The organism is Sphingomonas sp. PAMC 26617 (assembly GCF_000242835.1).
In the GTDB taxonomy this organism is placed as follows: domain Bacteria; phylum Pseudomonadota; class Alphaproteobacteria; order Sphingomonadales; family Sphingomonadaceae; genus Sphingomonas.
The window spans coordinates 3070161-3081846 of sequence record NZ_JH594425.1 but is presented as its reverse complement, the minus strand read 5'-3'; the positions used below and the strand labels follow the sequence as shown (position 1 = coordinate 3081846).

General features: G+C 63.8%; 10 protein-coding genes and 1 pseudogene. 5 read left to right on the top strand and 6 right to left on the bottom strand.

Annotation, left to right across the window (positions count from 1 at the left end; genetic code table 11):
* Nucleotides 1-778, top strand: a 778-nt coding sequence (locus RH91_RS13490) for an IS3 family transposase (protein WP_010163367.1), incomplete at its 5' end; no start/stop codon positions are given.
* Here the strand turns inward: RH91_RS13490 and RH91_RS23620 are convergent.
* Nucleotides 775-1212, bottom strand: a complete 438-nt coding sequence (locus RH91_RS23620) for a carboxylesterase family protein (protein WP_442852554.1) — start codon at nt 1210-1212, stop codon at nt 775-777. The two genes, RH91_RS13490 and RH91_RS23620, sit on opposite strands and share 4 nt — an antisense overlap.
* Nucleotides 1213-1600: 388 nt before the next feature.
* Between RH91_RS23620 and RH91_RS13485 the strand changes: the two genes are divergently transcribed.
* Together RH91_RS13485 and RH91_RS13480 are read left to right on the top strand one after the other, a co-directional pair.
* Nucleotides 1601-3808 carry a tetratricopeptide repeat protein gene (locus RH91_RS13485; protein WP_037478794.1) on the top strand — a complete coding sequence of 736 codons (2208 nt, stop codon included), beginning with the start codon at nt 1601-1603 and terminating at the stop codon, nt 3806-3808.
* A gap of 478 nt (nt 3809-4286) precedes the next feature.
* The gene (locus RH91_RS13480) at nt 4287-4523 is read left to right on the top strand and encodes a DUF3253 domain-containing protein (RefSeq protein WP_010163364.1); all 237 of its coding nucleotides are present in this window, start codon (nt 4287-4289) and stop codon (nt 4521-4523) included.
* Nucleotides 4524-4757: 234 nt separating this feature from the next.
* On the opposite strand, the gene RH91_RS13475 is transcribed toward RH91_RS13480, so the two are convergent.
* The 3 genes from RH91_RS13475 to RH91_RS23165 all read right to left on the bottom strand — a co-directional run bounded on the left by RH91_RS13475 (nt 4758) and on the right by RH91_RS23165 (nt 7381).
* Nucleotides 4758-6200, bottom strand: coding sequence for a family 43 glycosylhydrolase (locus tag RH91_RS13475; protein WP_010163363.1), 1443 nt, complete (start codon nt 6198-6200; stop codon nt 4758-4760).
* 8 nt (nt 6201-6208) lie between these two features.
* Complete coding sequence (locus RH91_RS13470) at nt 6209-6889, bottom strand: acetylxylan esterase (protein WP_081469582.1); 681 nt, start codon at nt 6887-6889, stop codon at nt 6209-6211.
* A gap of 249 nt (nt 6890-7138) precedes the next feature.
* Nucleotides 7139-7381, bottom strand: coding sequence for a hypothetical protein (locus RH91_RS23165; RefSeq protein ID WP_010163361.1), 243 nt, complete (start codon nt 7379-7381; stop codon nt 7139-7141).
* Here RH91_RS23165 and RH91_RS21670 point away from each other — a divergent pair.
* A pseudogene (locus RH91_RS21670) lies at nt 7269-7628 on the top strand (TonB-dependent receptor plug domain-containing protein); the annotation flags it as partial. The gene RH91_RS23165 and the pseudogene RH91_RS21670 sit on opposite strands and share 113 nt — an antisense overlap.
* Before the next feature lie 362 nt (nt 7629-7990).
* Here RH91_RS21670 and RH91_RS13460 read toward each other — a convergent pair.
* Both RH91_RS13460 and RH91_RS13455 read right to left on the bottom strand, forming a co-directional pair.
* Nucleotides 7991-9025 carry a zinc-dependent alcohol dehydrogenase gene (locus RH91_RS13460; RefSeq protein ID WP_029623856.1) on the bottom strand — a complete coding sequence of 345 codons (1035 nt, stop codon included), beginning with the start codon at nt 9023-9025 and terminating at the stop codon, nt 7991-7993.
* Nucleotides 9026-9074: 49 nt separating this feature from the next.
* A complete protein-coding gene (locus RH91_RS13455) occupies nt 9075-10457 on the bottom strand; it encodes an NAD-dependent succinate-semialdehyde dehydrogenase (RefSeq protein WP_010163359.1) in 1383 nt (460 codons plus the stop codon).
* 230 nt (nt 10458-10687) lie between these two features.
* On the opposite strand from RH91_RS13455, the gene RH91_RS13450 reads away from it, so the two are divergent.
* Nucleotides 10688-11671, top strand: coding sequence for a zinc-dependent alcohol dehydrogenase family protein (locus RH91_RS13450; RefSeq protein WP_010163358.1), 984 nt, complete (start codon nt 10688-10690; stop codon nt 11669-11671).
* The last annotated feature ends 15 nt before the right edge of the window (nt 11672-11686 follow it).

Here is an 11686-nt window from a genome sequence, read left to right as displayed (position 1 = left end):
TTTCCATGCCTGGCTCGTGCGTGCGCCAAGCGCCCGGTCGCTGAGCGACGAAGCGTATGCAGGGAAGATCCGCGCCAGCTTCTTCTCCAGCTACCGAACCTATGGTGCGCGTCGCGTCTGGCACGATCTCTTGCCCGAAGGCCTCGTCTGTGGCCTGCATCGGGTCGAACGGCTGATGCGCGCGCACGGTCTGATGCCGCGGCCGCGACGCCGCGGTCTGCCCAAGGATCATGGCGAACGCTCGGTGATCGCCGGCAACGTGCTCGATCGGCAGTTCAGCGCCGACGCGCCGAACCAGAAGTGGGTGGCCGACTTCACCTACATCTGGACCGCCGAAGGATGGCTGTACGCGGCCGCAGTTATCGATCTGTTCTCGCGGCGGGTGGTCGGCTGGTCTATGAGCGACACGATGACGGCGCAACTCGTCACCGATGCGTTGGTCATGGCGATCTGGCGACGCGGCAAGCCCGATACGCTGCTGCATCACTCCGACCGGGGTAGCCAATATACCAGCGAGCAGTTCCAGCGACTGATGGCCGACAATGGCGTCACCTGCTCGATGAGCCGGTCCGGCAACGTCTGGGACAACGCTGCGATGGAGAGCTTCTTCTCCTCGCTGAAGACCGAACGGATCGCGCGCAAAACCTACCGCACGCGCAATCAGGCAAGGCACGACGTGTTCGATGACATCGAGCGCTTTCACAATCCAACGCGCAGGCACTCGACCTTAGGCTATCTCAGCCCCATGGACTTCGAGAAGCAAGCTCATGTAGCCTAACTTGGTGTCCATGGGACCGGCAGCAGCTCAACTATCACGGCACCGCGACGGGCCAGCTTGCTGCCTTCATACGTGCCCTGAGAGCCCGCGCCGGCCGTGTAGCCGCCGCCATGAAACCATACGAGCACAGGCAGGCGTGCGCGAACTGCCGTGTGCGGAGTCCAGACGTTCAGCGTCAAGCAGTCTTCGCTAGTGCGATCAAGGTCGTGTCCCGCCCAAGTGACCGGAGCCTGCGGGCAGACTGGTCCAAAAGTCGAAGCTTGTCGGAGGTCCAGCCATCGCTGTGCCGGCGCTGGTGGCCGCCAACGGAGCTTGCCGACCGGGGGCGCAGCGTATGGGATTGCCTTGAACGTCGAAACACCTTCGTTCGTGGTTCCGGCTACCCTGCCTTGTGCGATCGTCACAACGGGACTGGCCCAGCCCGGCGTGGCCATAAGCGCGAGCAGAAGCGAGATCAGGCGCGTTTTCATAGATCTACTCTCCGCCCAAATAGCTACCAATCTTGTAGACTATGGCATGTTGCCCAGCGTGCCGACTAGCTGTCGGCTTTCCATTATTTCCGGTGGTCGAGATTCTGATCTGTCGCCTACTTTCCTGACTGGCAAGACCCATACGTTGCCGTTCATCGCCGCTTTCTGGCTCCCCAACGGAGGTCATTGTTCATGCCGGTATAATCGAGTTGCTGCGTTCGCTTCCACGGCCCGAAAAAGTGAAAATGACAATAAATTCAGTGGCTTTGTAGAGTTGACGCGGCCACCCGGACAAAGGGCGGGCGGAGACAACGATCTCGGTTAGGAGTTCCCGCGCTGTAAGGTCTGTACCATGAACGCTTACGAAAGCCTCATTGCCGAGGGGCTGAGATACCACGGCGACGGACGTTTGGAAGACGCAGAACGCCTGTATAGACGAATTTTAATCAATGCACCGAACCAAGCCGACGCGCTCCATTTGCTAGGAGTAGTTGAGCACCAGCGCGACAACAATGTGATCGCTGCCGAGCTGATCGAACGAGCTATCGCCCAGAATCCGCGTGTCCCAGCGTTTCACAACAATCACGGAAATGTGCTTAGCAGATTGCGACGTCACAAGGACGCCGCATCGGCTTATCGGCGCGCCATTCAACTGCAGCCGAGGCATGCCCAAGCTCAATACAATCTTGGGATGACGCTGCAGGCCTTGGAGGATCACGACGGTGCCCTCCGCGCCTTACAGCAAGCCGTTGCGTTGCAGCCCGATCATGCCGACGGCCACGCCGCGCACGCCATCATCCTTCAACAACAAGGGGATTTACTTCAGGCGCTTGTTGCGATTGACCGCGCTCTCCTTCTTAGCCCGGGAAATGCCGCTCAACACGTCAACCGGGGCAATATCCTTCGGGCAGTTGGAAAGCGTACCGAGGCAAGTACGTCGTATCGCCGAGCCATCGCACTGCAGCCCTCATTGCCAGAGGCTCACAACAATCTGGGTTTGGCGCTTCTCGATCAGGGTGATCTAGCGGGTGCGGCTGCAAGGTATCGCGATGCGATTGCGCTCAGGCCGCACTACGTCGATGCGCAGATCAATCTTGCAGATGCCCTGCGCGATCTCGGGCGAGCGTCCGATGCGGTAGCGGCCTATCGACACGCCATCGCGTTAGCCCCGACGCGAGCCGAAGCACGCATTGGCCTCGTCCTTGCGACCTTTCCGCTACAGACCGACTCGCCTGCCGAAGCGGCCTCAGGTCACCGTGCCTTCGAAGGGGCACTTACCGACTTGGAGGTTTGGGCGGCGTCGCATCCGGGCGCCGTACAGGCGGTAGCCGGCCGGTATCAGCCATTCCATCTCGCATATTGTTCGCGAGACATGACTGTCGAACTCGTTCGCTTCGGCCGGCTGGTCGCGACCGTTGCACCCTTACCCACACCTCTGGTCGCAAAATCCGATCGGATTCGCGTCGCAATCGTGACCGCACATCTCCGCGATCATCCAGTCTGGCATGTCATTCTACGCGAATGGCTAGCCCAGCTTGACCCCGCGAAAGTAGAGGTTTTTTTGTACAACGTTGGTCTCGCAGACGAGAAACGGGAAGCATGGGCCACGCACCGCGTCGCGCGCTACGTCAGCGGACAACGCAGCTTGGCGCGGTGGCGAGCAGACCTCGCGAGTGACCAGCCCGACGTCATCCTATACCCGGAAGTCGGAATGGACCCCATTACCGGAGCACTTGCCGCGCACCGCCTTGCGCCCGTCCAGGCAGCCGGATGGGGGCATCCAGTCACTACTGGCCTGCCAACCATCGACATCTTCTTCAGCGGCGCCCTGCTCGAGCCGGACGGTGCCGACGCGCACTATCACGAACGCCTCGTCCGGCTCCCGGGTACAGGCGTATCGAACGATGTGATCGAACACGACGTCGAGCCGTGGAGTGGAGCGGCTGCCAGCTCGGGGACGGTTCGTTTTGCCTTATGCCAGCAGCCGACCAAATTCGACCCAGCAGACGACGCGTTGCTCGCGCAGATCGCCGCTGAGAGCGGGAAGTGTGAGTTCTGGCTAGTCCTGCCCCGGCATCGCTCATGGGCGGGGGAAAAGCTACGGGCCCGGCTCGAACGCGCGTTCGAAAGCGCTGGACTGGATCCTGCGGAATATCTGCGGTTCACGCCATGGATGGCCCCCGCGATGTTCAACGGTTTCCTCGACGCGATGGACGTTTATCTCGATTGCCCCGCTTTCTCGGGCTACACTACTGCACTTCAGGCTGTACAACGCGGCCTTCCGATTGTGACTTTGGAAGGCGCATTCCTCCGTCAGCGCTTGGCCGGTGGGCTGCTAAGACTGATCGGCGTCACCGAGGGGATCAATCACCGCGCCACCGACTATGTCGAACAGGCAGTCAGTTGGGCAGCCGAGGTACGCGCAGGCTCGATCTGGATTGCTCGTCGTGACGCACTGCGTACCGCGGCGTTGGGGGCAAAGGTCGATAAGGGGGCATCACGTATGATGGAGGGGACGCTCGTAAAGGCCGTTGAAGACGCGTCAGCTCGAACGAGATGAATCATCAATTTCGTCTCCGAGCTGCCGGCTTTTCACCGCAGCTTGCAGCGACATTAAGACCCAATAAACGACATTCATGCCACCCATCCCGCTCCCCAAAGCCGGCCGTTCGTTCACAATCTGTCTTGGCTCACATTGGGTCGCCAGCGGAATGTCTGGTTCAGATTGCAAGGACTACGAAAGCATCGATTAACTGCTGTTCAGGAGCGTTGCGCTCCGAAGCATGAGTTCGACTAAACGTCGCCTCTATTATTCGAGCCAGCAGATCACGCCGGCGCTGCGCGTACTGATCGACCGGCTGCGGTGGACGCCTACCAGCGCGCTATGATCTGCTAATGGCACACGCTGCCAGGACCGGCGGCATTTCCCGCGCCCCTGCAGGTTCATCCGTCAAAGCGCGTCGCATGACCTGATTCGAGGAAGGCAGCGAGTGACGATCACGGCTTGACCGATGGGCGTGTGGGCCGACGCCATCTGAATGACGGATCCAAAGGCAGCGACACTGGCCCTGCTCGAGCGCCGCGCACCCGGCGCGACGATATGCCCGAGCGAGGTGGCCCGCGTGATCGCGGAGGACTGGCGCAGCGCGATGCCTGCGGTCCACGAAGCGATCGACGAGCTGGTCAGCGACGGGTTGATGCAGCTGAGCTGGAAGGGACAGCTGCTTGGAACGCGATCAGGACCGTACAGGATCCGCCGTCTTGACGACGATTGAAGCTAGGACTGACCCCGCGTTCTTCGCTCATTCCAGCAGGAAACCATTCCGGCCAATGCTCCCCGAAAAAGCGCTCGTTGGTGCCTGAACGCGTTCGCCGGCGCTTGACGATATCGGGCTCGTCTTACCAACCAGCTTCGACGTTGGGACAGATCATTGCTAGCTTCATTGGAAGCGCGCCATTCTCATCGCTCAAATTGCAAGCCCAGGCCCCGCGGCGGACGGCTCGGGGGATCAGGGAAGCTTGAAGGTCCAACGGCCGCTGTCGCTGGACGGATCGAACCGTCCCAAGGCGGGTGTGCTTCGACCCAGCGCAACCAGGGCGACGCTCCCGTTCGATGCTTCGGCCTTGGGCATGATGCGGTAGGTGCCATCAGTCAGCTGATCGATCCGCCAGAGTTGCCCCGGCGCGCCCGTGAAGCTGACGACTGCCTGGACGGTGCCCTCTGGACCGACCGCGAGCGCGCGCTCGGTCCCCGCGATGACGATCTTGTAGTACGGCGCGCCAAAGGCACCGCCCGCGCCCGTTACCGGCGTGATCGTCCACTGCTGATGCGCCCGGATCATATAGTCGCCGAGGTCCACCTCGACATTACCCGCCGGCCAGGTCGTCCGGTTCTCGGCCAGGGTCTGGTTCGGGATGGGGGAGACGGGATCGCTCGGCTTCGCCATGAAGCTGCGCCGCACGTCGAACGGCATCCGTACGAAATCGACCGCCAGTTGCAAGGCACCGCCACTGCGCTCGGACTGGATCTCGTAGGTTCCGGGCACGATGTTGTCCCCGCCCGCCGGCCAGCCGTCCTTCCAGAGCAGGGGCTGGATACCGAGCACGCTACGCCCGCTGCGGTCGAGATCCGCCTCATAGTGCACCGAGTATTTCTGCACACCGTCACCGAGGTCGATCAGGCCGAAATGCCCCGGGCCGTACTGGTGCCCCCGCCCCGCCACGACCAGCTTGCCGCCACCCTTGAGCAGCGGGACGCCCATATTGTCGAGATACGGGCCGAGCGGGCTCCGCGCGCGACCGACCCGGATGTTGTACGACGAATTGGGTCCGTCGCAGCATGTGCCGTGCGTGCCGAGCAGATAGTACCAGCCATCCCGGTGCAGCAACGCGGTGGCCTCCATGTCGATCGCGACATCGATGGGCTGGTTGCCCGCCAGCCGACCACCCGTGCGGGGATCCAGTTCGATCAGGCGGATCGAACCGAAGTACGTCCCGTAGCTCAACCACAGACGTCCTTCGGCGTAGAGGAACGCGGGATCGATCGCATCCGCCAGCTCGGTGCCGTTCGTCGAGGCGACGATCCCCACCTCATGATAGCCGAAGGCCGGGGACTTCGGGTCCAGCGAACGTGTCCACATCACCTTGACGTTGCTCGCATGGCCACCGTTCATGCCCCCGCCCCCGACGGCATAGGCAATGTAGTAGCGATCCCCGATCTTGATCACGTCCGGCGCCACGCCGCCGCCCGGGCGTTCGCCGCCGCGGTGCCAGACCCAGCCGTCATCGGATACGAGGCCGCCGCCACGCGTGCCGAAGGTCCACCATCGGCCGTCCGACAGGGTAAGGGTCGACGGATCGTGGATGAACGGTTCGCCCTCGAGTTGTGCCGAGGCCGTGCCGGGCACGCCCAGCATCATCGCGGCTGCGATCAAGCCTGTGAAGCGGTGCATGAAGCTCCTCATTTCACGTCCACCGTGATGTCGCGGATCGGGCGACCGTTTGCATTGAGCAGGCGGACGCAAAAGTCGCTGAGACCAGGCCCGTTGATGACCGCCCCGCGCAGGACGTTACGGCCTTTCCGTAGTGTCACGGGTCGCGACAGAACGTCGTCCATGACCATGCGGCGATCGCCAAACAGCCCTGCGGTCTCCGTGCCGTTCAACCACCAGATCGAGGCCGAGTTGGAGCCGACGGCAAGACGGACGTCGCGCATTTCGCGTGGACTGTTCACCACGGTGACCGCCCAAAAGATGACGCCGTAGGTGGGCTTGCCGAGCCCCTGCGCCAGTTTGAACAGCTTGACGTCGAACAGGTTGGCATCGAGCGCATGCCACCGCGGCGTCCCTGCTGCTGCCGTCGTCTGACCGTCTTGGGGGATCGCTTCGAACCGTCCTGGATATTGGGTCGGCGACAAGGCCTGACGGACATAGTCCGACGTGAAGCCAGCGTTTGTTCGGTTGGGTTTGACGATCGGCTCGAGCAGCAGCCATCGGCGAAGGAAGCCGTCGGCGTCCGGGCGGGCGGGCGTGCTGGCCGCAGGACTGAAATACAGGGCGAGGCCCGTTGGCGGCGGGAGCGCCTCTTCGACCATACCAGCGGTTTGCGCCTGAACCGTCACGGGCGCCCAGAACGCCAGCATCACCGTCGCTGCCAATAGCTTTGCGATGCTGGTGCTACTGCCCCGGTTGGAACGACAAGTTCCGTCCCGCACTCGCGCCAGTCGATCGCACCAAGCCACGGCCCGCACTCCTCACCGCATCACGACTCGATTGTCCGGTCGTTTTGTTATCGTTACCAAAGCTAAGCGTTTCTTGCCCTGACCGTCAACACATCGCCACGACTGCGAAGCGGAACGGCAGGCCGACGTCGCAACGCCCATAAATATTTCTTAAAAATACGTAAAAATGTCATGCGTTCGGTGCACCGGCACCCCGAGTTTGAAGAACAGGGGGAGCAATCCGATGAAAAAGCGAGATTTCGCTAGAGGTTGTGCGGTGATGTCGCTCTGCGCGCTGGCCGTGCCCGCCTTCGCCCAGGCAACAGCCCAGACGGCCGAAACGCCGCCAGCCACTCCTCCCCAGACGAGCGACGCCGCCAACACGGATATCGCCAACACGGATATCATCGTCACAGGGTCCGCCCGGGCGCAGCGTCGCTTCGATGTCTCCTATGCAATCAATTCGCTTAGCCAGGCGGATGTCCAGAGGATCGCGCCGAAGAGTTTCGCTGATCTGCTCGGCACCGTCCCCGGCATCCAGGTGGAAGCGACCGGTGGCGAGGTGCAGAACGTCACGCGCGTGCGCGGCATCCCGACGGATCGTGGGTATCTGATCTTCCAGCAGGACGGCCTGCCGCTATACCACGAGATCGACGGCGTCTTCTTCAACTCCGGCGAAGGCATGAACCGGTACGATTACGTTTCGGCGCCGGGCGGCCTCGCCAGCCAGCCACACGAGTATCCCACCGGCCGTTCGACGGCGGTCATGCGATGTCCTCGACATCGACATCGCGATGCCGGACCCGGGCTAGCTCTGCTGGTGGATCGCCTCGGGCTCCGACAGCGGGCGGATCATCGCCCCGCGCTGCGGGTTGGCTGGGCTCGGCTGACCATTCCCTTGGGGTTCGACGCTGGGTCCGCGGCGCGTTTGGCCCGGGACCGGCTCACAACGTTGCTCGGCAAATCACGTCGGTCGATCGGCCAGCGCCCCCGAAAGGACGGTGCGCTGGCCGATCGCGGGTCTCATGCGGCGGTGAAGTCGAGCACGACGCGCGACGGGACGTCGCCCTTTTCCAGCCGGTCGAAGACCGAGTTGATCGCCGCCAGCGGCTGCAGCTCGATATCGGCCTTCACCTTGCCGTCCGCTGCGAATTGCAGGCATTCGGCCATGTCCTTGCGCGTGCCGACGAACGATCCGCGGATCGTGATGCAATTGGCGACCACGTCGAACAACGGCGTCGGAAACTCGCCTGGCGGCAAGCCGACGAGCGCGCAGGTGCCGCGCTTGCGGGTCATCTCGATCCCCTGCTTGAACGCAGGCAAGGACGGCGCGGTGATCAGCACGCCATGCGCGCCGCCACCGATTGCGGCCTTGAGCGTCTCGGCGGGGTTCTGCGTGCGGGCGTTGATGACCATGTCCGCGCCAAGCCGGGTGGCGTGCGCGAGCTTTCCGTCGTCGATATCGACCGCGCAGACGTTCAACCCCATCGCCTTGGCGTACTGGATCGCCAGATGGCCAAGCCCGCCGCAGCCGGAGATCGCGATCCACTCGCCCGGCCTGGCTTCGGTTTCCTTGATGCCCTTGTAGGTGGTGACCCCGGCGCAGATCAGCGGCGCGGCCTCGGTCGCGCTCAGGCCCTTGGGGATGTGCGCGACATAGTTCGGATCGGCGAGGACATAGTCGGCGAACCCGCCGTTTTGCGTATAGCCGCCGAACTTCGCCTCGGGGCAGACTGTCTCCCATGCCGACAGGCAATATTCGCAATGCCCGCAGGCCGAATAGAGCCACGGCACGCCGACCCGGTCGCCTTCCTTGACCAGCGTAACGCCCGCGCCGAGCGCGACGACGATGCCGATCGCCTCATGCCCGGGAATGAACGGCGGGTTGGGCTTCACCGGCCAGTCGCCCTTGGCAGCGTGCAGATCGGTATGGCACACGCCACACGCCTCGGTCTTGACGAGGATCTGGCCCGGGCCGGGCATGGGCACCGGGTATTCGAGCAGTTCGAGCGGCTTGCCGAATGCGGTGACGACGGCGGCGTGCATGGTTTTGGCGATCATGAAAATGCCTTCCAGTGAGAATGCTATTGGGGAGCGGATCGGGCGGTCAGGCGGGCGCGGGGATCGCGTGGAGGCGGACGAGCTTCTTGTTGACGAACTGCTGGATGCCCATCGCGCCGAGCTCGCGTCCGTAGCCCGAGTCCTTGATCCCGCCGAACGGCAGCGCGGCATCGGTCCAGTCGAGGTTGTTGATGAACATCATGCCGGTCTCGACTTGGGTGGCGACACGCAGCCCCCGCGCGACGTCACGCGTCCACACCGACCCGCCGAGCCCGAAATCGGAATCATTGGCGAGCGCGATTGCGGCATCCTCATCCGCCACGCGGAAGAAGGACGCCACCGGGCCAAAGAATTCGGCGCGGAACGCCGGGTTTTCGGGCGCGATGTCGGTCAGGATCGTCGGTGCCATGAACGCACCCGGACGATCGATCCGCGCGCCGCCGATCACCACCCTCGCCCCATGCGCGACTGCGCCGTCGACTTGCGCCACCAGGTCGAGCAGCGCCTGCTCGGTCGACATCGGGCCGAGCGTGGTCGCCGCGTCGAGCGGATCGCCCGGCATCAGCGCGCCGAGCGCCGCCTTGAACCGCGCGAGGAACGCGTCCGCCATGCTGTCGACGACGATGAAGCGTTTCGCGGCACAGCAGGTCTGTCCGCAATTGTACATCCGGCCCCACACCGCCCAGGGGATGACGAGATCGAGATCCGCATCCTCCAGCACGATAAACGCATCGCTGCCACCGAGCTCCATCGACGACACCTTGAGGTTCTGCCCGGCACGCGCGGCGATGCTGCGGCCCGCGTCTACGCTGCCGGTCAGGGCGACGCCCTTGATTCGGGGATCGTCGATCACGCGGTCGGACTGGGCGTGGCTGATCAGCAGATTGGTATAGAGCCCGACCGGTGCGCCCGCCTCGATCAGCAGTGCTTCGAACGCGATCGCGCATTGCGGCACGATCCCGGCGTGTTTCACGACCAGCGTATTGCCCGCCATCAGATGCGGCCCGGCGACACGGGCGAGCTGATAATAAGGGAAATTCCAAGGTTCGACGCAGAAGATCACGCCGATCGGGCTGCTCTCCATATGCGCTTCTCCGCCCGCCGGATCGAGCCGTACCGGCGCAAGGAACCCCTCGGCATGGCTGGCGTAATAGGCCATGATCCGCGCGCTGAACGCGACTTCGCCGCGCGCTTCGGCGATACGCTTGCCCATTTCCACGGTGGCGAGGCGCGCGAGCGTGTCGGTCCGCGCCGCCAGCAGCGCGCCTGCTTTCGCGATGATCCTGGCGCGTTCGGCAAAGAGCGTATGCCGCCAGGTCTCGAAACAGGCCTGCGCGGCGGCAAGCTTGCCCTCCAGATCCGCATCCGCGACCGTGTCGAAGGATTGGACGAGTGTCCCGTCGAACGGATTGAGACTGTGATAGGCCATGGTTCGCACTCCGGGTTCAGGATGGCGAGATAGGTTTCCTGGGCGGGCGATATCAGCGTCGGAAAGTACTTAGATCGCGCGGCAATTCCGCCAGCATGGCCCGTCGGCATGATCCCGCGGCTTAGCCCGTCTGCGTAGTTTCCGACCCTTTTCGGACAGACGCGCGCGAGTCACCATACCCGTCCCGCAACTGCCTTCGGCTCATCGCGCCAAATTGGAACCGACCGACCATGAAGGCGATGATCCTCAACCATCCCGGCACCCCGCTCGTCTGGACCGACCTCCCCGACCGGCAGCCCGGCGCGGGTCAGGTGCGCGTCAAGGTGCTCGCCTGTGGCGTCTGCCGGACCGACCTGCACGTGTTCGACGGCGAATTGCCCGATCCGAAATCGCCGATCATTCCCGGGCACGAGATCGTCGGCCGGATCGACGCGATCGGTGCTGGCGTAACCGCGCTCAAGCTCGGGCAGCGCGTCAGGATTCCGTGGCTCGGGCATACCTGTGGCGTGTGCCGCTATTGCCGGGAGAATCACGAAAATCTGTGCGATGCGCCGCTGTTCACCGGCTACACCCGCGACGGCGGCTTCGCGACCGCGGCGATCGCGGACGCGCGGTTCGCATTTCCACTGGGAGAGACCGGGAGCGACGTGTCGTTGGCCCCGCTGCTGTGCGCCGGGCTGATCGGGTGGCGCTCGTTGACGTTGGCGGGCGACGGCAAACGGCTTGGCCTCTACGGTTTCGGGGCCGCCGGGCATATCGTGGCGCAGGTCGCCAGATGGCAGGGCCGCGCGGTCTATGCCTTCACTCGGCCGGGCGACACGGGAACGCAGGCATTCGCGCGCAGCCTCGGCGTGGCCTGGGCGGGCGGATCGGACGAGATGCCGCCGGAACCGCTCGACGCGGCGATCCTCTATGCCCCCGATGGCGACCTCGTCCCGCTCGCGCTCAAGGCGGTGCGCAAGGGCGGCACGGTCGTCTGCGCCGGGATCCACATGAGCGACATCCCCGGTTTCCCCTATGACATCCTGTGGGAAGAACGCCGCCTCGTATCTGTCGCCAATCTCACCCGGCAGGACGGAATCGAATTCCTCGCGCTCGCCCCGCAAATCGGGATCGTCGTGAAAACGACGGTCTATCCCCTGGAGCAGGCGAACCAGGCGCTCGAGGACCTGCGCGCTGGTCGGTTCGACGGTGCTGCCGTGCTGGTGCCATGAGGCTCACCGCTGGGT

Coding starts and splice junctions, on each gene's coding strand:
- RH91_RS23620 (WP_442852554.1), bottom strand. CDS start 1,212: ATGGCCACGCCGGGCTGGGCCAGTCCCGTTGTGACGATCGCACAAGGC.
- RH91_RS13485 (WP_037478794.1), top strand. CDS start 1,601: ATGAACGCTTACGAAAGCCTCATTGCCGAGGGGCTGAGATACCACGGC.
- RH91_RS13480 (WP_010163364.1), top strand. CDS start 4,287: ATGACGGATCCAAAGGCAGCGACACTGGCCCTGCTCGAGCGCCGCGCA.
- RH91_RS13475 (WP_010163363.1), bottom strand. CDS start 6,200: ATGCACCGCTTCACAGGCTTGATCGCAGCCGCGATGATGCTGGGCGTG.
- RH91_RS13470 (WP_081469582.1), bottom strand. CDS start 6,889: ATGCTGGCGTTCTGGGCGCCCGTGACGGTTCAGGCGCAAACCGCTGGT.
- RH91_RS13455 (WP_010163359.1), bottom strand. CDS start 10,457: ATGGCCTATCACAGTCTCAATCCGTTCGACGGGACACTCGTCCAATCC.
- RH91_RS13450 (WP_010163358.1), top strand. CDS start 10,688: ATGAAGGCGATGATCCTCAACCATCCCGGCACCCCGCTCGTCTGGACC.